The organism is Streptomyces sp. NPDC079020, from assembly GCF_044542225.1.
GTDB lineage: Bacteria > Actinomycetota > Actinomycetes > Streptomycetales > Streptomycetaceae > Streptomyces.
On record NZ_JBITUB010000020.1, the window covers coordinates 1 to 23520 of the forward strand.

A 23520-nucleotide genomic window follows, 5' to 3' on the forward strand; every position below is an offset into this window, starting at 1 on the left:
CGGCCACACCATCCACACCAAAGGCATCGAGAAGAACACCCACGACAACCCCTTCGGAGCCGTCCTCTCCTTCCGCGGCACCCCCACCGACACCACGGTCGAGCACAGGCTCGCGGCCGAGGTCATCGAGCTCACCGACACCTTCCCGGTGCCGGACTCCAAGGCCTTCGCGGTCGGCCAGTGGTGGACCGTGCAGGTCGCCCCGGTCGAGGGCGGCGGCGCGGACGAGCGCGAGCTCCAGAAGCTGGTCGAGATCACCGAGATCATCGATGCCACCCACATCCGGATCGGCTACCTCAACGGCTGGGAACTGGCCGCCGGGCGCAAGCTGACCTGGCGCCGCGTCGAGCCGGTCCTCGACAGCCACGTCCGCAACCTCGTCTTCGAGGGGGCGGGCAAGGACGAGTACACCGGCTCGCACCCCGTCAGCTACGAATACGCCGTCGGCTGCGATGTCTCCGGCATCCACGCCACCGGAAGCTTCTGGCCGGTCATCATGCGCCGCTGGTGCACCCGGTTCCGTACCGAACAGTGCTCCCTGAAGAACCCGCCGACCGTCGAGTACGGCGGCGCGGGCTATCTCACCCAGCAGATCTACTGCCTGTACGGACGGGTGTCCGACTGCACCACGAGCAACGTCCGCCACCTCAACGACCTCACCGCCTCCGCCTACTGCACCGTCGTCAACTGCCACGGCGACGGCGACGACGCGGGCGGCAACCCGTTCACCACCCATGGCCAGTACGAGCACGACCTGCTCTTCGACGGCAACTCCGGTCTGATGGACATCGCCAACTCCGGTGCCCAGTGGGGCATATCGGCCAAGCGGATCACCGTACGCAGACACGTCTGCTCCTGGTTCACCGCCAACACCAAGATCACCGATCTCACCCTTGAGGACATCACGGTGATCGCCCGCCCGACGTTCGACCAGGCCGGCACCCTCACGGTCAACGCGGACGGCGCCCAGGTGCGCGGCTGCACCGCGAAGACGTTCGCCGTCGCCCAGCGCTCCGCCCGCTCCACCCGGCCCACCGTCATCAGCGACTGCTCCTTCGAGCCGCCCGCGGGCGCCGTCCTCGTCCAGACCCCGGTCACCGCCCCCGTCCACTTCGTACGCTGCACGTTCAAGGGCGTCGATGGCGCGGTCCTCAGGGGCGCCGGCCCCGTCCACTTCACCGACTGCACGGTCACCGGCGCCGACGACGCCGCCCCGCTCTCCGTGGGCTCCGCCGACCTGCGGATCGACGGCGGACGCTACGAGGGCACCGGCTTCGAAGCCAGCGCCGTACGCGACCAGAGCGTCACCGTCACCTCCGGCGCCCGGTTCACCGGCACCAACAAGGCCAAGGCCTTCCTCGGCCGCGCCGCCGGAACGGGCACCGTCACCTGGGACCTCTCGGCCCTCAACAGCACCACCACCGACGCCGCGACGGCCCACGTCCGCATCGCGGACGGGACCAACCACTACGCGGCGACCGGCAGCCGCTTCACCGGCGGCACCCTCCACCTCGCTCCGGCGGCCCTCGCCTCCGCCCTGCACACCGCCTGCGTGGAGCGCGGCACCCGGCGCACCGCCGTGCCGGAGAACGGCGGCCCGGCGCGCACCGACGGGAACCTGATCCTGTGAGCACGCTCCTGCGGACCGCCGCCCCCGCCGACGAACCCGCGCTTCGCGCCCTGTGGGACACCTGTTTCGACGCCCCGCAGATCGCCGCGCTGTACGCCCTGGATCCGGACCGCCACCGGCACACCTTCGTCGCGCAGTCCCGGCCCGACGGCTCCATCGACGCGGTCGTCGTCTACGTACCGCGGCTGATCCGGGACGCGCACGGCACCCCGCAGCGGGTCGGCGGCATCGGCAGCGTCGCCACCCGGCCCGAGGCCCGGGGTCAGGGACTGGTGCGGCGGCTGCTCGCGGAGGCCGAGCGGACGATGCTGGCCGAGGAATGCGCCTGGTCCCTGCTGTTCACCGGCACGCCCGGGGTGTACCGGAGTTCGGGCTGGCAGGAGTTCCGCAGCACCTGCACCGAGGGGACGATCACCCCGGCGCCGCCCACCGGCACCCACCGGATCCGGGAGGCCACCGCGGCGGACGGCGCCGCGGTGGCGGGCCTGCACGGCGCGGCCGGCGCCGCCCGGCCCCTCAGCTCGCTGCGCGCCCCCGAGGACTGGGCGGTCCGCGTCCCCGCCTGGTACGGCCCGCCGGAGCGCGCGCTGGTGGCCGAGGACCCGGTGACGGGCGAGCCCGTGGGCTGGCTCGTGGCGCAGTACGCGGGCGAGTACGCGGAGGTACGGGAGTTCGCGGGAGCCCCCGGCTGCCTGGACGGCCTGCTCGGCGCGGTCGCCGTCCGGGCCCGCGCGGCGGGACTCACCCGCGCCCGGGTCCGGCTGCCCGGCACCCCCGGACGCACCGGATGGCCGGCCCTCCTGACGGAGCCCAGGACCGTGGACGAGCACGTGGGAATGGCCCGGCCGCTGCTCGCCGCCCCCGAGGCGGTACGGGCCACGGTCACGGCCCCGGGGGCGGTCCACTGGTACGGCGACTGCTTCTGAGCCCGGCGCCCGGCCGGGTCAGGACGCCTCGGGCCGGCCCCGGTCGTATCCCGGTTCGGCCGGTTCGGCGAGCGGCGGCTCGTTCTTCATGTGCGAGGGGGCCAGGAACCGCAGGGCGTGGTAGCCGACGACGACGATCAGCGTCCCCAGCGCGATACCGCTGAGTTCGAAGTTGTCGGTGAGGCTCAGGCTGACATTGCCGATCCCGACGATGAGTCCCGCGGCCACCGGCACCAGATGCAGCGGATTGGAGAGGTCGACGCGGGCCCGGACCCAGATCTGGGCGCCCAGCAGACCGATCATGCCGTAGAGGATGACGGTGATACCGCCGAGGACACCACCCGGGATGGCGGCCACGACGGCGCCGAACTTGGGGCAGAGACCGAACAGGATCGCGAAGCCGGCGGCGCACCAGTAGGCGGCGGTCGAGTAGACGCGGGTGGCGGCCATGACCCCGATGTTCTCCGCGTACGTGGTCGTGGCCGGACCGCCGACCGAGGTCGACATCACCGTGGCCGCGCCGTCGGCCATGATCGCCGTACCGAGCTTGTCGTCCAGCGGATCGCCGGTCATCTCGCCGACGGCCTTGACATGCCCGGCGTTCTCGGCGATGAGCGCGATGACGACGGGCAGGGCGACCAGCACCGCCGAGAGGGAGAAGCTCGGCGCGTGGAAGCTGGGCAGCCCGATCCAGTCGGCCTCGGCGACCCCCGAGAGGTCCAGACGCCAGTGGTCGACCGCCTCGGTACCGCCCGCGGGCGAGTGGATCCTGCCGAAGACGCGGTCGAGGATCCAGGAGACCCCGTACCCGAAGGCCAGCCCCAGGAAGATCGCGATACGGGACCAGAAGCCGCGCAGCACGACGAGCGCGAAACCGGTGAACAGCATGGTGAGCAGCGCGGTCCACTGGTCCTGGGGCCAGTAGGTGCCCGCGGTCACGGGGGCCAGGTTGAACCCGATGAGCATGACCACCGCGCCCGTCACCACCGGCGGCAGCACGGCGTGGATGACACGGGCGCCGACCGCACGGACGAGGGCCCCGCACAGGAACAGGACCGCGCCGACGACCAGCAGCGCGCCGGTGAGCGTCGCCGCGTCGCCGCCCTGCGTCTTGATGACCGCGGCGACCCCGATGAACGACAGGCTGCTGCCGAGGTAGCTCGGGATACGGCCGCGGGTGATGAGCAGGAACAGGATGGTGGCCACACCGGAGGCCATGACGGCGAGGTTGGCGTCGAGGCCCATCAGGATCGGGGCGACGAAGCAGGCTCCGATCATGGAGACCACATGCTGCGCCCCCAGGCCCGCGGTGCGCCCCCAGGTGAGGCGCTCGTCCGGTCTCACGACCTCGCCCGGCCCGAGGTGCTTCCCGTCGCCGTGCAAGCTCCAGCGCACGCCGAGACTCATGTTCGCTCCCTGTGGGTCTGTGCGGTGCGCCGGTCCCTGTGCGGACATCCGGGGTTCACCTGCGGAAATGATCGGAGCCATGGTAGGGCCTGCGGTACGGGGGCCCGGTACGGGGGAGGCGCGGCAGACGTCCGCCGGGACCGGCCCGCGGGTAGGTTCGGGGGCACGGCGGACACGGTCCGATGGGCACGCGCTCCGTGAGAGCGGCCGATTGCGGACGTACCGTGGGAAACAGACACACCAAGTGGGGAACGGAGGCCCGCCGTGAGCGGAGCGGACCGGAACAACGTGTCACGGGAGCGGGTCCTGGACTACCGGGCCGCGGCGCACGGGCTCGACCGTTCCGCCACGGAACCGGCGGTGCTGGAGCTGGGGGCGCAGGACACCCCGAGCGGCTCCGCCCGGCTCGCGCTCGCCGCCCGCGGCGCGTCCGCCGACGGCCTGGAGCTGGTGTGGACCTTCCGGGGCGCGCCGCATCTGCACCGCCGGACGGACCTTCCGGCGCTCGCCACCGCGCTGTGGCCCCTCGACGACGCCGACGCGACGGCGCGGATCAGCACCACCGTGATCAAGGAAGGCGCGAAGCTCGGCCTGGAGGCGTTCCGCGCCACCGCCGGCGCGCTGCGTGCCGTGGTGACCGGGCCGATGGCCAAGGGCGAGGTGAGCCGCGCGGTGAGCGCGATGGTGCCGCCCGCACTGACGTTCTGGTGCGACCCCTGCGGGGCGCGCCACATCTCCGGGCTCCTGTTCCAGCAGGCCGGACTGCCGGGCGCCATCGGCGTCGGCCGGCAGGGCACCACCACGCTCTCCCCGCTGGAGCCGGGCTATCCGATGCCGGAGGCGGCCGACGGGACCGGCGCCCTGGTCCGGGCCTATCTGCGCTTCCTGGGACCGGCCACCCCCGCCGACGCCGCGAAGTTCCTCGGCGTCAAACCGGCCGTGGTCAGGGCGGTGTGGCCCGGGGACCTGGCCGAGGTGACGGTCGAGGGGAAGCCGGCGTGGCTGCCCGCCGAGCGGCTCGACGCCCTGCTGTCGGCCGAGCGCCCGCACTTCGTCCGGCTGCTCCCGCCCGGCGACCCGTTCCTCCAGGCCCGTGACCGCCGGCTCCTCGCCCCGGAGAAAACCCACGAGAAGGAGATCTGGCGCGCGATCAGCGCACCCGGGGTGCTCCTGGTCGGCTCGGAGCCCGCCGGGACCTGGCGCGCCAGGGCCGCCGGCCGCCGGGTCGACCTGACCGTCACCCCCTTCGCGCGGCTGACGGCAGCCACCCGCAAGGCGCTGGAGAACGAGGCGGCCACGGTGGCCGAGGCCCGCGGCGCCGACGAGGCCCGCCTGCACGTCGCCTGACCGCCCGGCCGTCCGCCTGACCGGCCGCACGTCGCCCGACCCCGCACCGTGCCTCTCAGTGCGGGGAAAGGTCCTCGGGGAGCAGCAGCCGCAGATCGTCCAGGCTAGGTACCGCCACGCCGCTCAGCCGTCCCGCGTGATGGGTCATCATCTGCTCCAGCGTCTGCCGGGCCAGCCGCGCGTTGCCGAACGCCGCACTCCTGGGGATGGCGTCGAAGTGGGTCCGCAGCGCCCCGGCCGTGCCGGGCGCGCACTCGTAGCCGTTGTCGGCCGCGTGCATACGGACGATCGTGACCAGTTCGTCCGAGGAGTAGTCGGGGAACTCGATCCGGCGCGGGAAGCGTGAGTCGAGACCCGGATTGGAGCCCAGGAACCGGTTCATCTCCGTGGTGTACCCCGCCACGATCACCACCACCTCGTCGCGGTGGTCCTCCATCAGCTTCAGCAGCGTCTCCACCGCCTCCTGGCCGAAGTCCGGGGAACCGGAGCCCGAGCGGGGTGTCAGGGTGTACGCCTCGTCGATGAACAGGACGCCGCCCAGGGCCCGTTCGAACATCTCCCGGGTCAGCTGCGCGGTGTGTCCGACATAGCGGCCCACCAGGTCCGCACGCGAGACCTCGACGAGCTGGCCGCGCGGCAGCACACCGAGCGAGGCCAGCAGTTCACCGTAGAGCCGTGCCACCGTCGTCTTGCCGGTGCCGGGCGGGCCCGCGAAGACCAGATGGTTGCTGATCCGGGGCGCGGGCAGACCGGCCTCCTTCCTGCGCCGCGCGGTGGCGAGCAGATTGACCAGATCGGCGACCTCGCGCTTGACGGCCGCCAGGCCCACCAGCGCGTCCAGCCGCAGCAGCGGATCCTCGTCCGGCCCGTCCTGCGGCGCGCCGCCCGCCGGAACGCCCACGTCCTGCGCGGTCAGCACGGCCAGTTCCCGCTCGCCGGCCTCCGGCAGGGCGGCCAGCCGGGACGCCTGCCGGTCCACCATCTCCTCGAAGACCTTGCGGGCGGTACGGCCGTTGCCGAAGCCCGCGTCGCGGGGAATCCGCTCGAAGCGGGTGAGCAGTGCCGAGCGCGCCGCCGGATCCAGCTCGTAGCGGTGGCCGGTGCACATCCGCTCCACGATCGTGACCAGCTCGTCCGAGGTGTAGTCGCTGAACTCGACGCTGCGGGTGAACCGGGAGGCGAGACCCGGGTTGGACGCCAGGAAGTCCGTCATCTCCTTCGGATAGCCGGCCGCCACCACCACCACGTCCTCGCGGTGGTCCTCCATCAGCTTCACCAGGGTGTCGATCGCCTCGCGCCCGAAGTCGGCGCCGCTGCCGCCCCCGTCGGAGAGCAGGGTGTACGCCTCGTCGACGAACAGCACCCCGCCGAGCGCCTTGTTGAAGGTCTCGGTGGTCTTGATGGCGGTGCCGCCGATGATCTGCGCCACCAGGTCCGCACGCGAGACCTCCACCAGATGCCCGGAGCGCAGCACGCCGAGCGAGGCGAGGATGGAGCCGTAGAGCCGTGCCACCGTCGTCTTGCCGGTGCCGGGCGGGCCCGCGAAGACCAGGTGGCGGCTCATCGGCGGGGCGGGCATGCCGATGCTCGCCCTGCGCTGCGCCATCCGGTTGAGGTTGATCAGCGTCAGCACCTGCTGCTTGACCTCGTCGAGGCCGATCAGCGACTCCAGTTCGGCCACGGGGCCCGTACCGGACCGGGCTTCGGCCGCCGCCGGGGCCGCTCCGCCGGGCAGCCGGCCGTCACCCGCCGCCTCCGCGTCCCGCGCGGTGCCCCAGGCGTCCGGGGCGCCGTTCTCCGTACTGGTCAGCCCCTCGACGGTGAGCCGGTCGCCGGGCACCGTCTGGCGCACTCCGCTGCCCCGGTTGCCGCGGACGGTGCAGCCGGTCAGCGCTATGGCGTCGGCGCCCTCCACCCGTATGCCGTCGGCGCCCGAACCGGTCACCTCGCAGCCGTTGAGCGAGGCCCGCGCACCCGCGGACAGCAGTACGCCGCACTCGGCGGACCCCGTCACCACGGCACGCACGGCGGCCAGTTCGCCCTCGGGCGCGAGGTGGACGCCCGCGCCGCCGGACTCCTCGATCCCGGTGTCCCGCAGGGTGAGCGTGCCGAGCGCCCCGATGTGGATCCCGGCCCCGGCGGAGGCACGCAGCCGGCCCTTGCCGACGAACAGGTTGCCGTGGCCCGAGACATGGACGGCAGAGTCGCCCGACCGCTCGACGACGCTCTCCTCCAGCCGCCCCCTGCCGTCCTTGACGACCTCCACACCGTGGGTGCCGGCGCCGGTGACCGTCGCCCGCAGCAGCAGCGGGTTGGCGCCGCTGCGGATCACGATTCCGGACCCGCCGCTGTCCCGCACCTCCAGGCGGTCGAACTCGGCGGCCGAGTCCTCGTCGAGCAGCACCCCGGTGCCCTTGGCGTCGTGGACGACCGTGTCCGTCAGCACCGGGGAGGAGAAGCCGGTGACCCGCACCGCGGGTTCCCCGGCGGTGGCGAACACACATGCCTCGAACGCGCCACGGCTGCGCTCGGTCACCAACAGGCCGTGACCGCCGGTCCGTTCGGTAGCGCACCGGGTCAGCGTCGGGGAGCTGCCGCCGCCCAGGACGAATCCGTGCCCGGTGACATCGCTGACGGAGACGTCCTCCAGGACGACCGGCCCGGCGCTGTTCACGAACACCCCGACGGCGGCCTTGCGGACCGTGCCGCGCACCATCCTGACCGAGCTCTCCTCCTCGACGGCGACCCCCGGCTTTCCGGTCGCCGATATCGCGCACTCCTCCAGGAGGACATGCGCCTGCCCGTTGGTGAGGACACCGTTGCCCTTGGTGTCCCTGAGCCGGCTGAAGCGGGCGGTGATCCGGCCCTGCTCACCGGCCACCACGGCGGAGGTGCCGAGGTGTTCGACGACGCAGTTCTCCAGGAAGCTCTCGGCGGAGGAGGTGGACACCACACCGGCGCCCACCGGGTTGCTGATCCGGCACTGACGCAGCGCCAGCGACCCGCCGTCCCGGGCGAAGAGCGCCGACCAGGCCGAACCGTGGATGTCGCACCGGTCCATCGCGAGCTGGCCGCGCGGTGCGTCGACCACGGGAAGTTCGTCGTCGTGCCCGCGCAGCACGAGATCCCTGACCATCACCGCGTCCCCGGTGAGGGTCAGCGCCGTCCCGCGCCGGGGCGCCAGCTCCACCGTCCCCTCGCCCTCGGCGGCGGTCAGGGTGATCGCGGCCGCGACCGTCAGGCTCTCCTCGTACCGCCCCGGAGCGATTCTGACGACCGCTCCGGCACGGGCGCGTGCGACGGCCTCCCCGACGGTGCGGTGGTCGCCCGTCCCGTCGGCGGCGACGGTGAGCATCTGGCGTGACACTTATCTGACCTCCCGGACCCCTGCGCCGTAGGTACGGGGCGGAGACGCGCGGCATGTAGGGCATGGGAAACTGCTGTGCCCATCATGCCTGTTGCCGCAGGTCGCCCGCCATGGTGGTCGGCGATTCCGGGGCCGCCGTGACATCGGTCCCGGGCGGGTTCCGGGGCAGGTACCGGTGGTGCGGGGAGCGTCGTTACCATCGGCGCATGCGATCTTCGAGGTCCTCGGTGTCCCGCGCACTCGGACCGGCAGCACTGGCCGCCCTGCTCCTGATACCCGCCGCCGCGTCCCCCGCCGGGGCGGCGGGGGACGCGGACAGCCCCTCGCTGCCGGGAATGCCCGCCACCGTCGCCGACGGCCGCCCGTGCACTCCGCGCTCCGCCAAGAAATCCGCCCAAGTCCCCTGGGCGCAGAGCTTCCTGGGGATCGACAGGGCCTGGGAACTCAGCCGGGGAGCGGGGGTCGAGGTCGCTCTCGTCGGCACCGGAGCGGACCTGCGGCGGGTCCCGGCGCTGGACGGCCGGGTCACCGGCGGCCCGGATGTGATGGCGGGCGGCACCGTGCGGGACGACTGCGTGGGATACGGCACGTTCCTCGCCGGGATCGTGGCGGGCGCGCGGCAACAGGGCCTCAGGGCGGCCGGGGTGGCCCCGGAGGCCGAGGTGATCGCGGTGCGGGCCACCGACAAATACGGTGCGACCACGCCCGAGGCGCTGGCCAAGGGCATCAGGGCGGCCACCGATTCCGGGGCGCGGATCATCCAGGTGGCGCTGAGCGTCCCCTCCGCGCCGAAGCAGCTGAAGGACGCCGTCCTCGCCGCGCAGAAGGCCGGTGCGCTGGTGGTGGCGCCCGCGTCCGCCCGGGAGTGGGAGCGCGGCGCGGCGGCGTCGCAGGCGGTGGACGGGCCCGCCTACCCGGCGGCGCTGCCCGGGGTGCTGGCCGTTTCCTCGGTCGGGCCGGGCGGCGAGCCGGAAGCGCCGGGCACGCAGAAGGGGCGGCGTACGCAGCCCAGGCTGAGCGCCCCCGGCGTCTCGGTGATGGGGCCGGGACCGGGCGGCCGCGGCCAGTTCACCGGCAGCGGCGACGCGGTGGCCGGTGCGTTCGTGGCCGGTACGGCGGCCCTGGTCCTCTCCTACCACCCCCGGCTGACCGCCGAACAGCTCGCGCACCGGCTGGAGTCCACCGCGTACGGGGCCGTGGGCGACGCGCCGGACCCCGGTATCGGGCTGGGGGTCGTCGACCCGGTGCGGGCGCTCTCCGCCGTACTCCCCGAGGAACACGCGCAGTCCCCGGCCGGAACGGAGAAGGCCTCCGCGCGGGCCGTCCCGCCGCTCGGCCCGCCGCAGGCGCGCAACCGGGCGCTGGCCGTGGCCGGCGGGGCGACCGGGGTGACGCTGCTGGTCGCGTTCCTGGGGTTCGTCCTGCCCCGCGGGCGCCGCAGGGGCTGGCGGGCGGGCCGGGCGGCGGGTCCGGTCACGGAAGCGCACTGAGCCCCGGCCGGTACCACCGGGCGGACAGCGGCCCCGGCGTCCGGCCCGCCGCCTGGGCCGGATCGTCCCGCGGGCCGGGTCCGTCCTCCGGTGACCCGTCCGCCCGGCCTCATCGTCCGACGATCCGCCGCAGCCAGCGGGAACGGGCATCGTGGGCGTCCCGGCTGAGGACCGCCCGCGGCGCGAGGGTGTCGAAACCGTGGAAGGCACCGGGCCACACATGCAGTTCGGCCTCGCCGCCGGCCCGCCAGATCGCGTCGGCGTAGGCCACGGCCTCGTCCCTGAAGGTCTCGGCCGACCCGGTGTCGACATAGGCCGGGGGCAGCCCCGACAGGTCCGTTGCGCGGGCGGGCGCGGCGTAGGGCGACAGTCCGGCGGTGCCGTACCGGTCGCCGAGCACCGCCTGCCACGCGGTCGCGTTGGAGGTCCGGTCCCAGGTGTCGAGCCCGGCCATCTGGTGGCTGGAGAACGTGGTGCCCCGGTCGTCGAGCATCGGGCTCATCAGCAGCTGACCGGCCGGGACGGGCCCGCCTCGGTCGCGGGTCAGCAGGGCGAGCGCCGCGGCGAGTCCGCCGCCCGCGCTCTTGCCGCCGAGGATGACGCGGTCCGCGTCCAGGCCCAGTGCCGCCGCGTGGCCGGCCGCCAGGACGAGTCCGGCGTAGCAGTCCTCCACGGGACCCAGGTACGGCGCCCCGGGCGCCAGCCGGTACTCGACGGAGATGACGGCGAGCCCCAGCGGCAGGGCCCACTCCCGGAGCAGCCGGGGCAGTACGGACCAGGCGTTGCCCATGATCATGCCGCCGCCGTGCATGTAGTACAGCAGCGACAGGGGGCCGGTGGCCCCGGCGGGCCGCGCGCTGACGAGCCTGACCGCCCGCCCGTCCCCGTCCGCGGGCGTCCGCAGCTCCTCCACCGCGAACCGGCCGCCGGCCCTCAGCGCGCGGAGGGTGGGCCTGGGGCGGGCGGCGGCGTCCCGCGCCTGTACCGCCGCCAGGCCCTCCGGCGTCAGCGGCTCCCGCGCCCCCGCTCCACCGGCCTCCAGCGCGGCACGCAACTCCGGGTCGAACGGGGGCGCGTGCCGCGCCGGTGAACCGGGGCGGTGCTCCGACGGCCTTCCACCGGTACCCATGACAGGACCTCCCCGGACCGGGGGATGCCCGGCGGCATCCCGACCGGGACAGCCTCCCAGCACCGCCGCGCGTGCGGCGCCCGGGGGGCCGTGCGCCCCCGTCCGGCCGGACGGATCAGCCCTCGCCCTCCGGGTCCGGCAGCAGCGGGGTCTGCACCTGCACCACACCCCTGCGGGTGATCAGCTGCGCCCGGCCCGGCGGCAGCTGCCTCGGCTTGGTGTCGTTGAACAGATATCCCTCCGAGGGCGGGCAGGAGAGCAGCGCGGCAGGCGTGTTGACCTCCAGCAGCCGGCGCAGCAGCGGATCGTTCATCGCCCGCGCCGCACCGTTGGCGCTGCGTGCCACGATCAGGTGCAGCCCGAGCTCCGCGCCCTGCGCGAGGTAGTCGAGCAGCGGCCCGAAGTGGTTGCTCATATTGCCGCCGGACACCATGTCGTAGTCGTCCACGACCAGGAAGACCTGCGGGCCCTTCCACCAGTCCCGCCGCTTCAGCTGGGCGGGCGAGATGTCCGCGCCGGGCAGGCGCTCCTTCATGGCGCGTGCGACGCCGTCCACCGCCTGCTTCAGGATGTCGACGGACACGGCATAGCCCAGCCGGTGCGACTCGGGGACGCTCTCCAGCAGCCCGCGCCGGTAGTCGACCAGCAGCACCCGGGCCTCGGCGGGGGTGTAGCGGTCGGTGACCGCCTTGCAGACCGAGCGCAGCAGGTTGGTCTTCCCGGTCTCCGCGTCGCCGACCACCACCAAGTGCGCGGTCTGGGCGAAGTCGTGCCACATGACGTCGAGCTGATTGCCCTCCAGGCCCAGCGGCAGGCGCAGATCGCCGTCCGCGCCGACCTCGGCGTCGGGCAGTTCGGTGGGTTCCAGCACCGACGGCAGGGTACGGACCGCGGGTGCGGACGGCCCGTGCCAGTGCTCGGCCACCTGGGCCACCGCGTCGGCCACGCCCGCCCCCAGGTCCGCGGCGCTGTCGCCGCCGTCCAGCCGGGGCAGAGCGGTGAGGAAGTGGTGCTTGGATTCGGTCATGCCGCGGCCGGGCGACTTGGGGATGGTCGCGGCGGACCGCATGTTGATCATGGAGTCCATGCTGTCGCCGAGGCGCAGCTCGAAGCGCGTGCCGAGCTGGTCCCGCAGCGCGGTGGGGATCTCCGACCAGCGGCCCGCTGCCACGATGAGGTGCACACCGTAGTTGAGGCCCCGTGCCGCCAGTGCCGTGAAGGTGTCCATGATGTCCATGAAGTCCTGGCGGATGGTTCCCCAGCCGTCGACGACGAGGAACACATCGCCGTACGGCTCGTCGGGCATCTCCCCGGCGGCCCGGCGGGCGCGCAGCATCGCCATCGAGTCGATGCCCAGCTCGGCGAACTGCTTCTCGCGCCGGGCCACCAGCCCGTGCACCTCGGCCAGTGTGCGCTGCACCCGCTCCAGGTCCAGCCGGCCCGTCACCCCGCCCACATGGGGCAGGTCGCGGAGCGAACCGAGTGACCCCCCGCCGAAGTCCAGGCAGTAGAACTGGACTTCGCGCGGAGTGTGCGTGAGGGCGAGCGACATGATCAGATCGCGTACGAGTGTGGACTTGCCGCTCTGCGGGCCGCCCGCGATGCCCACGTGCCCGCCCGCGCCGGACAGCTCGGCCACCAGGGGCTCGCGGCTCTGGTCGAAGGGCCGGTCGATGATGCCCACCGGCACCGTCAGCCCGCCGTGCAGATCGGGATCGATGGTGGTGAGACCCCGCTCGGCATGCGGCTCCACGCCCATCAGCAGGACGTCCAGCGACAGCGGGCTGTCCAGCGGCGGCAGCCAGACCCGGTGCGCGGGCCGGCCGCCCTCCCGCATCCGGGACACGGCCAGCGCGAGCAGGGACTCCTCGCTCTCCTCCGCCGCCACCGGCTGCGGGTCCGGGTCGGGCGCGGGGAGCCGGGGCGCGGTCCACTCCGTGCGGTAGGGGACCACCTGCCCGGCGACGGCCGACGCGCCGACCCTGCGGACGCCCTGATAGGGCCCGGAGACGTACGCGGCCTTGAACCGGACCAGGGTCCCGGTGTCCTTCTTCAGGATCGCGCTGCCGGGTACGGAGGGCAGCTGATAGGCGTCCGGCACACCCAGGACGCCGCGGCTCTCCATCGAGGAGAACGTGCGCAGCGCGATCCGGTACGACAGATGCGACTCCAGCTGGGTCATCCGGCCCTCGTCCAGCCGCTGCGAGGCGAGCAGCAGATGCACGCCCAGGCTGCGGCCCAGCCGTCCCACCATCACGAACAGGTCCATGAAGTCACGGTGTGCGGAGAGGAGTTCACTGAACTCGTCGACCACCACGAACAGCGTCGGCAGCGGCTCCAGTCCGGCGCCCGCCGCCCGCGCCGTCTCGTACTCGTACGCGGACGTGTAGTTCCCGGCGCTGCGCAGCAGCTCCTGGCGGCGCATCAGCTCACCGTGCAGGGCGTCCTGCATGCGGTCCACCAGGGAGGACTCGTCGGCGAGGTTGGTGATGACGGCCGAGGTGTGCGGCAGACCGTCCAGGCCCAGGAAGGTCGCGCCGCCCTTGAAGTCGACCAGGACGAAGTTCAGCTTCTCCGAGGAGTGGGTGAGCGCCAGCGCCAGCACCAGGGTCCGCAGCAGCTCCGACTTGCCGGAACCCGTCGCGCCGATCAGCACGCCGTGCGGGCCCATCCCGCCCTGCGCCGCCTCCTTGATGTCCAGTTCCACCGGGGTGCCGTCCCCGGCGAGCCCCAGCGGCACCCGCAGCCTGGCACGCTCGCTGCGCTCCTCGCGCACGGCGTCCAGATCGACCGTGTGCAGGTCGGGGAGGCCGAGCAGGGTCGTCAGCTGCACGTCCGAGGTGAGTGCCTCACCGTTGTCCGTGGTGATGCCCATGCGGTACGGGGACAGCAGCGTGGCCAGCGCCCTGGCCCGCCGGGGACCCAGCGCATCGGGCCTGCCGAGCGCCGAGGTGGTCTCCTTCCCCGACCGGTCGGTGCTGACCAGTTCGAGCCGCTGCCCGGCGATCCGCAGCCGCAGCGTGTGGCGGGACTGACGCCAGGGCAGGGAGCCGGACACGTCCAGCGTCACGGTGTTGCGGTAACCGTCGGTGGCCAGCCGGGAGTCGGCGGGCGTCCGGGCGCTGTCCAGCACCACGACGCAGTAGGGCTCCTCGGCGCTCGGGACGGCGTCCGTCTCGAAGGCGGGCCGTCCGGTCAGTTCCTCACCGAGCAGCGATTCGAGCCCCAGCACGGAATCGGTGACCAGGCGCACCGGCCCCCCGCCGTCGACGTCCGTCGGATGCTGGGCGTGCGGCAGCCACTTCACCCACTCCCAGGCGTCCCGGCGGTCATGGTCCGCCAGCACCACGATCCGCAGGTCCTGCGGCGCGTGGAACACACTCAGCTGGGCCAGCAGGGCCCGCACCATCGCGTGCGCGTCCTCCTCCCCGGACTGGAGCAGGACGCGGGCATAGGTCCGCAGATAGAGCGCGACCGGCTGGTCGGACACCGTGCCGTACGCCTTGATGAAGCGCCGCAGGGCGTGCGCGGACAGCGGCTCCAGATCCTCGACCGGCTTGGTGCTCAGCGGTGTCAGCTTCGTCGCCAGCTGCTGCTCGCCCACCGCGATCCGCACCTCGGCGAAGTCCGCGTGCGCCGCCCGCCGTTCCCACAGCCTCGCCGTGGGCACCAGGCTCCACAGGGACGCCGGGTCCGGATGCGACCACGCCTGCGCCTCCCGCTGCTGGGTGATCACCTTGCGGATGCGCCTGCGGCTGATCGACAGGTAGCGCATGTAGTCGCGCCGCTCACCGAGCAGCGCCCGCTTGCGGTCCCCGGAGGCCCGGACGATCTGCGAGACCAGCATGCCGACGGCCGACAGGGCCATCAGGCCGATGGCGACGTACATCATGGGACCGCCGCCACTGCCGGGGCGCAGGAAGATGAGCACCATGCCGAGCGAGCTGAGCGCCATCGGCATGTACGTGATCATGTTGCCCATCGCGCTCTGCGTCTCCGGCACCGTGGGCGGCTCCTGGAGGCTCAGTTCGCCATGGGGCATCTCGGGGCCAAGACGCCGGGGAGGCCTCTTGAAGAGGACCACGCTCAAAGGGAATCGCCTTCCTGAGGGGTGCCGGCGGTTGCCGTGACGTGTCCTGGGAGTGACGGGACGTCAAACGCCTGCGGAACGGCCGACGGTGCGGGAACGCAGGCCGGGTGGTGGGCGGGGGCGGGGCCGCCGATCCTGGCGGCACCCCACAACGTACAGACTGCACGCACAAGTTAATGTGATCAATCTGACCGCGTCGACCACTGTCCTGGAAGGCGATGAAACGCGCTTGACCGACATCTCCGCGGCACCCTTGTGCCGCCTCACGGTGCTGACGCCCGACCGCTCCGTCGAACTCGCCGTACCGTCCGACATCGTGCTCGCCGATCTGATGCCGACCATCGTCGACCACGGAGGCACCGACCTCTACGAACGTGGCGCGCAGGCGGGCGGATGGGTGCTCCAGCGCCTCGGCCAGGAGCCCCTCGACGACGAGAACACCCTCGGCGACCTGGGCCTGCGCGACGGCGAAACGGTACATCTGCGGCTGCGCGGGGACGCCCTCCCCGAGATCCACTACGACGACCTCGTCGACGGGCTCTCCAGCCGGCTGCGCGAACGCCCCGACTCCTGGCGGCCGGTGTGGTCCCACCACCTCATGACCGCGCTCGCCCTGAGCACCCTCGCCACCGGCCTCCTGCTCCTGCTGCTGCCCGGTTCCACGGGGCTCAGGGCGGTCTGCTCGGCGGGGACCGCGATCCTCCTGCTGGCCGGCGCGGCGGCCGCCTCACGGGCGGTCGGCGACGTCGGCGCGGGCGGCGCGCTCGGCGCCGCGGCCGTCCCCTTCCTCGCCCTGGCCGGAGCCCTGGTTCCCCAAGGGACGGAGTCCGACGCGGAACTGGGCGCCCGGCTGCTCGCGGGCTGCTCCGCGGCCGCCGGCGCCGCCGTGCTCGCCCTGGCCGCCGTGGGCGCGTGCGCCCCGCTGTTCCTGGCCGCCGCCCTGGCCGCGGTCCTCGGAGCCGCCGGGGGAGCCGTGATGCTCTTCGGCGTCCCGGCCACCGGCACGGCCGCCCCGCTGATCCTGGCGGTCGTCCTGCTGGGCCACTTCCTGCCGTCCCTGGCGTTCCGCCTGTCCGGACTGAAGGTGCCGCTGCTGCCCACCAACGCGGGCCAGCTGCAGGAGGGCATCGAGCCCACCCCGGACGAGCGGATCGCCGCCCGCGGCGCCGTCGCCGACAGCTACCTCACGGGCCTCTACGGCGCCACCGGACTGGTGGCCGCGGGCTGCCTCACAGTGCTGGCGTCCGAGAAGTCCTGGGCACCGCTCACCCTGGCCGCGGTCCTGTGCGCGCTGATGTTCACGCACGCACGGGCGATCGGCGGCGCCTGGCAGCGTCTCGCCGTGGTGCTCCCCGCCGCCTACGGTTCCGTACTGCTGACGGTGCAGCTGGTCCTGCGGACCGGCGACGGCTCCCGGCCGCTGCTCCTCGCCGGTCTGCTGGCGGTCGCGGCCGTGCTCGCCATCACGGGCTGGACGCTCCCCGGCCGCCGCCTGGTGCCCTACTGGGGGCGCGCGGTCGACCTGCTCCACCTTCTCTTCGCCATCGTCCTCGTCCCGCTGGCCCTGCTCGTCGCCGGTCTCTACCAGTACCTGCGGGGCCTCAACAGCTGAGCCGGCTCTCCGGCGTCCGCCGCCGGACAGCCGGCGGATCCCGGGGGCCGGCGGCCGAAAGCCCCGTACCCCGGGCCATCGCGTGCCGGGCCGATGCCCGGTCGGAAAGGCAAGGAATGCAGTCCAGGCGGGACCAGGTCCACGCGCACATGTTCGTCATGAGCCGGCTGTCACTGGGAATGCTCCGGGGCGACCCGGACGCCCCCGAGTCCGCGCACCGGCGGACCACCAAGGGCTTCGTCATCGGCCTGGTGGTCGCGGCCCTGGCCGCGCTCATCGTCGCGGTGTACGGGCTGGTGGTGCCCGGCGGCTCCCACGCGTGGAAGGCCACCGGAACGCTGGTGCTCGACGAGCGTTCGGGCGCCCGCTACCTCACGCTCGACGGAGTCCTCCATCCGGTACTCAACGAGACCTCGGCCAGGCTGCTGGCGGGTGACCGGATGAAGGTGGTGAGCGTCAAGCCCGCCTCCATCGAGGACGCCCCGCGCGGCGCCACCCTGGGCATCGTCGGCGCGCCGGACCCGCTGCCGCAGGCGGGCGCGCTCAGCCGCGAGGCCTGGTCGGTGTGCGCCACCCGGCCCGACGCCGCCTCGGAGCCGCTCCTCACCCTGGCCGTCGGCCTGAGCGCCAAGGGCCGGCCCGTCACCTCGGCCGGGGCCACCCTGGTCCGTACCGTCCCGGGCGGCACCACGTACCTCCTCTGGCACGGCACCCGGATGCGGCTGAACACCGCGAACTACGCGGTCCAGGCGCTGGGTTACGACCCCGACGGGGCCTACCCGGTGCCCGACGCGTTCCTCAACGCCCTGCCGGCCGGCCCGGACCTGGCGGTGCCGGACGTGGCCGGACGCGGGAAGGCGGGCCCCCCGCTGGCCGGCCGCCCGACGCGGATCGGGCAGCTCTTCGAAGGCTCCGGCGGCCACTACCTGCTGACGGAGCGGGGCCTGACCGAGGTCACCGCGCTGGAGGAGGCGCTGCTGAAGGGCGATCCGCGCACCCAGCGGACCGCCTACGCCGGAGAAGCCGTCGTGCTGCGGAAGATCGGCCCGGACGACCTGGCGCGCAACGAGGACCCGAAGGCGTCCCGGCTCGTGGGAGCCGGGGGCGGCACGGTCCCGACGGGGCTGCCCGAGCCCGGCCCGGTCGGCGCGGGCGAGGGCGTCTGCGCCGTGGTCGGCAGCGCGGACGGCAGGCCGACGGTCTCGGTCGTCCTGCCCCGTGCGGACGCGGTGGGCGGCCGGACGGTGTCCAACCAGCCGGGAATCACGGCGGGTTCCGGAGCGGCCGACCTGTTCGCGGTACGTCCGGAAGGCGGCGCCCTCGTCACGGCACTCTCCTCGGCGGGCACCGGTACGGCGTACTACCTGGTCACCGAGTCGGGTGCCAAGTACCCGGTCCCCGGGGGCGAGAAGGGACTTGAGCGGCTCGGGTACCGGGCCGGTCAGTCCGTACCCGTCCCGTCCGGTGTCCTCGGACTGCTCGCGTCGGGGCCCGCGCTGGACAACACGGCCCTGCTGACACAGGGACTCGTGGAAGCGCCGATGAACACGACATCTCGATAGCCGATTCCCCTTGCCCTTAAGGGAATTGAGGTTTCTTTGAGGATAGGGAGGTCGGGGAGCACGCGCTCGGCCCGGCATTCCCGCAGCTCACACGCGTATCGCAGATGAACATTCAGATTGTCGAAGAACATTCGTTCCAAGATCCCGTACGGCGTATTAACCTGATGATCCGTCGACTACCGGAGGTCCTGATTCCCGGTCTGGTCGGCCTGTCGTGCGCCCGTGGTGCCGCCGTGTTCCCGCAGTGTCCAGGAGGACCCCCATGTCTGATGTCTCCGGCTTCAACGTCAACTCGGCCGACGGCCTGTCCAACGATGAAACAGCGATGCTGGAGACGCTGAAGACGCTGGACCAGCATCTTCGCGACATGGACGAGGCGGGCCGCAAGGTCAGGACCATCCAGGGCCAGGTCCGGGCCGCCTACCAGGCCGGTTCCTCCGAGACCCACGCGGCGGGCATCGACGAGTGGCTCAGGGCGCACAGCCGGGTCATGGAGCGCACCCAGTTCTTCCGCGAGGGCACCGCGATGGCCAACCGGCTCCTCACGGACGCCGAGCACGAGGCGAAGGGCTACGCCGCCGGTATCGCCGGCACGATCAACCCCGGGTGACCTTCCCCGGCTCTCTCCCCGCCTTTTCTTCCCCGCTCGCTTAACCGTCTCACGAGGAGTTTCGCCATGACCGTCAAAATCAGCCACCAAGGGGTCCTGGATGCCATCAAGAACATGGACTCGGCCCAGCAGGAGATGAAGGAAGCGCTCGCCTGGATGGAGAAGAACTTCGGCGCGCTGCGCGACACCCTGAGCGGCCAGACCCGTACCTCCTGGGAGGAATTCCAGGCGGAGCTGGGCCGGATCAAGCTGCAGCTCGACGAGCAGTACGGGGTCGCCCGGACCACTCTCCAGCGGATGCACGCCCGGCAGATCGACGGCGACCTCGACGGAGGCCGCGGACTGAACAACCTCCAGGGCAGCTGACCCGACCGACCGAATCGACTTGTGAGGTGTGAGCATGGCTGGTGACGAGAATCCGGGCGACATCTTCCAGTCGACCGACGGTGTCTATCTCAGGTACGCCAACCAGGAGATCCCCCGGTTCCGCCGCGACCTCACGGTCAAGCCGGACTATGTGAGCCTGGGATCGAAGATCCCGCTCGCCATCGGGATCCCCGAGAAGTGCACACAGGCGAAGGCGCTGGAAGGGCAGCTGGAGACGTATCGCGCGAGCATGCGAACCCGGTACGAGACGGCCATCACGCTCCTGAACAACTTCTCGGCCAGCCTGCGGGACGTCGAGGCCAAGCACAAGGACGCCGAGGACGACTCGACGAGCATCGGTGGTGCCCTTGCCGACGAGTTCTCCGAGATCCTGACCCCGAAGGGAAAGTGAAACCATGGTCACGGTGCCCCCCGGGATGCCGGCCAAGTGGGAGGACATCCTCGCCATGTTTCACGACGGCACCACCAAGCTTCCGGACCGGAATCTTGTGGCGGGACCGGGGTCCAAGCGGTGGATTGCCTCAGCGGTGAACGGAGCCTGGTCCGATACCGCTACGAGGAGCGGCGGCGAGGAATGGGGGTTCGACGGGTATAAGGCATACTACTTCGCCTCCAGGACGGAAAAGCCGTACCTCGTTTTCGGATTCAGATATGACTGGAAGGAATTCGGCAACGACCCGGGGCCGTTGAGTGATTTCACGGGTGCCGCCGGGGCCATCTTCGGCTCCGTCTGGGCGGGTACCAACAAGGACACCAATCCGCTGATGTCCAAAAAAGCGGCCGACGTGTTCAACAACATGGATCTGTGGACCGGCGGGTGGGCCGTCGAGTTCAATAAGTGGGCCGAGAGCGTGGGGAACGGCTCGGAGGAACTCGAAGGGAAGTCCGCGGCGCTCTTCGAAGCCGTGCTCCTGGCGGTCAAGCGTTCTCTCCTGGAGACACAGTCCTACTACATGAGCGGCGTCATCAAGAGCGACCTGGAAGCCGTGAGTTCCAAGCTGAAGACGACCATAGATGTTCTGGCGAAGAATGCCTGGGATTGGTTCGAAAAGCGGGAGACAGTGCCGGTGGTCGCAGGGCAGACGCCCCGCGAAGCAGGTCCCATCTCCATGCCCTTCACCCACCTCTACGCCGAATTCCTTCGGGCGTTGGCAGCCAAGACCTTCACCACGGCGTACCGGGACAGGTTCGACGGTCTGGATTACGAGAGTGTGGAAGGCGAAGCCAAGCTGAACTGGCTCGCCGGTGTGAAGGCCGGGCTGGATGACGCGTCCGCACAGACGATGCTCGACCTGGCGACGGCCTACGACAAGGCGAGCGGGAAGCTTTCCGACGCGAACTCCGTGGTGAAGCCGACGTTCACCATCTCGCTGACGCCCGAGGAACAGAAGGACTTCTACGGCGGCACCGGTGCCGGAGGTGACGGTGGCACAGGCGGTGCCGACGACTTCCTCAACAAGTTCAAGGAGATGTTCGGCGGCGGCGCGGGCGGTGACGGAGGCGGCGGGGGCGGTGGCGGGGATCTGGGCCTCGGTGGCCCGCCACCGGTGACGGGGCCGAACGGGAGCGAGTCCTCGTCCAAGGGTCCGGGCACGAACGGCCTCGGTCTCGGTCCGAATCCGATCACCGGACCCAACGGCAGCACCTCCGGCACGAGCAACCCCCTGGGAAGCGGCGGGCTGCCGGCCGGCTCGCGCATCGACCCCAAGACCGGAGCCGTCACCGACTCCGCCGGCAAGCCGGTCCTCGGTGCGGACGGCAGGCCCCTGATCGTGCCGCCCGGGTCCACCATCGGCCCCGGCGGGAAGATCATCTCGCCCGCCGGCCCGAAGCCGCCGACGCTTCCGAACGGCTCCACCTCAGGGGGGAACCCGCCGCGTGGATTCGGGATCGACGCCGAGGGCAACGTCATCGTTCCCAAGGGCACCAAGGTGGACGCGCAGGGAAACCTGATCGGCGCGGACGGCAAGCCCCTGACCAACATGTACGGCGGGAAGCTCAGCGTTCCGCCGGGGTCCCGGATCAACGCCGACGGCACCATCAGCGACCCGCAGGGCAAGCACATCACCGAGAGCAGCAACAACCTGAAGACCCGCAACCCCAAGACGCTCGACGAGCTGTTCAACGGCCAGCGCCGTCCGTCCACGTCGAGCGGCGACCTCTTCGGTGGTTCGAAGGGCGCCTCCGAGACCCTCCGCAAGATGGTCGACAGCAACGGCAACGCGATCCGCGAGCCCTCGTCCGTGGTGTCCGGTCTCAGCAACCGGGCCCGCGCGGCCATGGGGCTGCCCGCGGCGCCGGCCGCCCCGCCGGGGCAGGGCAGCCTTCCCACCCAGTCGCCCGGCGCCCTCGGACGGGGCGGCGCCGGGGGCGGGTCGGGGAGCGGCATGCCCTTCATGCCGCCCATGGGCATGGGTGGCGGTGGTGGCGCCCCGGGCGGCGGGGCCAACGGCGGTGACCGGCAGCGCAACGTATGGCTGTCGGAGGACGAAGAGGTGTGGGGCACCGAGCCCGACGCCGGAACGGGCGTGATCGGACGATGAGTTCCACAGGCGCAGAGGCGGCAGGGATACCTCCCGGGGGCGAGGACTCCGTCATGCCGCCGGTGCCCGACGACATCCGCGCCGCGGCGCGCACCGCACCCGAGCACTGGTTCGGCACGGTGGACCCCGCGTGGAGCGGAGAGGGCGAGCCGCCGCTGTGGGCGGTGATCGGGCAGTGGCGCTCCGACGCCGCCGGCGAGATCGTCGAATGGCAGCGGAACGACCAGTACCGGCCCTCTCCGGGCATGCTCGGCTGGCCCGAACCGACGGATGACGTGGATGCCGCCATGCAGCTCGCGGCCACCGGTTACGGCGAGGTCGAGGGCGTCGCCCTGGCCGTGGTCACGGCCGAACTGGCCGTCCTGACGGCTCCCGGCGGTGGCGCGGTCAGCGTCTGCACCCCGGACGGCGATCCGGTGGTGCCGGTGTTCACCTCGCCCGCCCATCTGGAGCGGGCGGGCGCGATCGCCCACCGGGTGCTGCCGGTCTCGGAGGCGTTCGCGCTCGTACCGGAAGGCCAGGACCTGTACCTCAACCCGACGGGCCCCGTCGCTCTGCGGCTGTCCGCGGACGACCTGTCCCGCGCGGTCGACGCGCTGGAAGCGGCGGCGGAAGGCAAGGAGGAGCAGTACTGATGGTGTCGTTCCAGGAACAGCTCGCGGAGGCCATGGCCGGTCTCGCGGAGCAGACGAAGAAGATCCAGCAGGTCCAGGAGGAACTGGCCAGGGCGTCCGCCTCGGCGACCTCCAAGGACCGTATGGTGACCGCCTCGGTCAACGCCCACGGTGAGATCCTGTCCTTCAAGTTCCACACCGAGGGCTACCGCACCATGCCGGGGGCCCAGCTCGCCGAGGTGCTGAAGACCACCGTCAACGCGGCCCGTACGGAGATGAACTCCAAGGTGAGCGGGACGGTCCGGCCGTTGATGGGCAGTCAGGACGAGCTGGCGAGCGGCCTCTTCGGCGGTGGTGAGCTGGACGATCTGCTCGCTCCGCTGCGCGCGATGCAGCCGGAGGGGCTCACGGAGACGGTGCTGGGCGGCGGGCGCAAGCCGGCGGGCAACCGCGGCGAGGAGGACGAGTTCTATGGCTGACGGAACCCTGAGCGTTCCGGGCGATCTCCCGCGCCGGTTCACCCAGTTCGGCGCCATCTCGAGAATCGTCGGTGAGCTGGGCGTCCTCAACGACCACATCAACCTGGAGAACAGGACGGCGGGCGGCAAGGACGACGTGTACGCGAAGGAGTACCACAAGTTCGTCGACTCGACGGGCAAGGGGCTCACCTACGGCCTCGAAGGCCTCTCCGACCTGCTCGAAATGGTCGGCATCAGCGGCAACAACGCCTCGGTCATCCTGAACGACGCCGAGGACGACGCCAACCACATCGCCGCCGGCTGAGCCGGCCGAACTCCGAAGACGCG

Annotated in this window: 17 protein-coding genes; 13 read left to right on the forward strand and 4 right to left on the reverse strand. The window is 72.1% G+C overall.

Annotated elements, in window-relative coordinates:
- Both ACIGJO_RS30935 and ACIGJO_RS30940 read left to right on the forward strand, forming a co-directional pair.
- The coding region (locus ACIGJO_RS30935; protein ID WP_399963813.1) for a peptidase C14 at nt 1–1630 on the forward strand (1630 nt) is incomplete at its 5' end.
- Nucleotides 1627–2556: a GNAT family N-acetyltransferase gene (locus ACIGJO_RS30940; RefSeq protein WP_399963815.1), complete on the forward strand. Its 930-nt coding sequence runs from the start codon at nt 1627–1629 to the stop codon at nt 2554–2556. The genes ACIGJO_RS30935 and ACIGJO_RS30940, both read left to right, overlap by 4 nt.
- 18 nt (nt 2557–2574) lie before the next feature.
- On the opposite strand, the gene ACIGJO_RS30945 is transcribed toward ACIGJO_RS30940, so the two are convergent.
- Complete coding sequence (locus ACIGJO_RS30945) at nt 2575–3963, reverse strand: uracil-xanthine permease family protein (protein WP_399963817.1); 1389 nt, start codon at nt 3961–3963, stop codon at nt 2575–2577.
- A gap of 264 nt (nt 3964–4227) precedes the next feature.
- On the opposite strand from ACIGJO_RS30945, the gene ACIGJO_RS30950 reads away from it, so the two are divergent.
- Nucleotides 4228–5310, forward strand: a complete 1083-nt coding sequence (locus ACIGJO_RS30950; RefSeq protein ID WP_399963819.1) for a DNA glycosylase AlkZ-like family protein — start codon at nt 4228–4230, stop codon at nt 5308–5310.
- A gap of 55 nt (nt 5311–5365) precedes the next feature.
- On the opposite strand, the gene ACIGJO_RS30955 is transcribed toward ACIGJO_RS30950, so the two are convergent.
- Nucleotides 5366–8665, reverse strand: coding sequence for a right-handed parallel beta-helix repeat-containing protein (locus ACIGJO_RS30955; RefSeq protein ID WP_399963959.1), 3300 nt, complete (start codon nt 8663–8665; stop codon nt 5366–5368).
- 218 nt (nt 8666–8883) lie between these two features.
- On the opposite strand from ACIGJO_RS30955, the gene ACIGJO_RS30960 reads away from it, so the two are divergent.
- On the forward strand, nt 8884–10167 hold the full coding sequence (locus ACIGJO_RS30960) for a S8 family serine peptidase (RefSeq protein WP_399963821.1): 1284 nt from the start codon (nt 8884–8886) through the stop codon (nt 10165–10167).
- A gap of 109 nt (nt 10168–10276) precedes the next feature.
- Here the strand turns inward: ACIGJO_RS30960 and ACIGJO_RS30965 are convergent, their stop codons facing one another.
- Both ACIGJO_RS30965 and eccCa read right to left on the reverse strand, forming a co-directional pair.
- Complete coding sequence (locus ACIGJO_RS30965; protein ID WP_399963823.1) at nt 10277–11296, reverse strand: alpha/beta hydrolase; 1020 nt, start codon at nt 11294–11296, stop codon at nt 10277–10279.
- Between the two features lie 115 nt (nt 11297–11411).
- Entirely contained in the window at nt 11412–15338 is a 3927-nt protein-coding gene (gene eccCa / locus ACIGJO_RS30970) for a type VII secretion protein EccCa (protein ID WP_399963961.1), read from the reverse strand.
- A 277-nt stretch (nt 15339–15615) separates the two neighbouring features.
- Between eccCa and eccD the strand changes: the two genes are divergently transcribed.
- From eccD to ACIGJO_RS31015, 9 genes are all read left to right on the forward strand, one after another.
- The gene (gene eccD, locus ACIGJO_RS30975) at nt 15616–16998 is read left to right on the forward strand and encodes a type VII secretion integral membrane protein EccD (protein WP_399963825.1); all 1383 of its coding nucleotides are present in this window, start codon (nt 15616–15618) and stop codon (nt 16996–16998) included.
- A 116-nt stretch (nt 16999–17114) separates the two neighbouring features.
- Entirely contained in the window at nt 17115–18560 is a 1446-nt protein-coding gene (gene eccB / locus ACIGJO_RS30980) for a type VII secretion protein EccB (RefSeq protein ID WP_399963828.1), read from the forward strand.
- Between the two features lie 262 nt (nt 18561–18822).
- Nucleotides 18823–19170: a hypothetical protein gene (locus ACIGJO_RS30985; protein ID WP_399963830.1), complete on the forward strand. Its 348-nt coding sequence runs from the start codon at nt 18823–18825 to the stop codon at nt 19168–19170.
- Nucleotides 19171–19236: 66 nt separating this feature from the next.
- On the forward strand, nt 19237–19536 hold the full coding sequence (locus ACIGJO_RS30990; RefSeq protein WP_399963832.1) for a hypothetical protein: 300 nt from the start codon (nt 19237–19239) through the stop codon (nt 19534–19536).
- A 34-nt stretch (nt 19537–19570) separates the two neighbouring features.
- Nucleotides 19571–19948 carry a hypothetical protein gene (locus ACIGJO_RS30995; protein ID WP_399963834.1) on the forward strand — a complete coding sequence of 126 codons (378 nt, stop codon included), beginning with the start codon at nt 19571–19573 and terminating at the stop codon, nt 19946–19948.
- A gap of 4 nt (nt 19949–19952) precedes the next feature.
- A complete protein-coding gene (locus tag ACIGJO_RS31000) occupies nt 19953–22100 on the forward strand; it encodes a hypothetical protein (protein WP_399963836.1) in 2148 nt (715 codons plus the stop codon).
- Nucleotides 22101–22153: 53 nt separating this feature from the next.
- The gene (locus ACIGJO_RS31005) at nt 22154–22735 is read left to right on the forward strand and encodes a type VII secretion system-associated protein (RefSeq protein ID WP_399963838.1); all 582 of its coding nucleotides are present in this window, start codon (nt 22154–22156) and stop codon (nt 22733–22735) included.
- Nucleotides 22735–23193, forward strand: a complete 459-nt coding sequence (locus tag ACIGJO_RS31010) for a YbaB/EbfC family nucleoid-associated protein (protein ID WP_399963841.1) — start codon at nt 22735–22737, stop codon at nt 23191–23193. Before ACIGJO_RS31005 ends, ACIGJO_RS31010 begins: the two co-directional genes overlap by 1 nt.
- Nucleotides 23186–23497 (forward strand): hypothetical protein, encoded by a 312-nt coding sequence (locus ACIGJO_RS31015; protein WP_266364630.1) that lies wholly within the window; start codon nt 23186–23188, stop codon nt 23495–23497. Before ACIGJO_RS31010 ends, ACIGJO_RS31015 begins: the two co-directional genes overlap by 8 nt.
- The last annotated feature ends 23 nt before the right edge of the window (nt 23498–23520 follow it).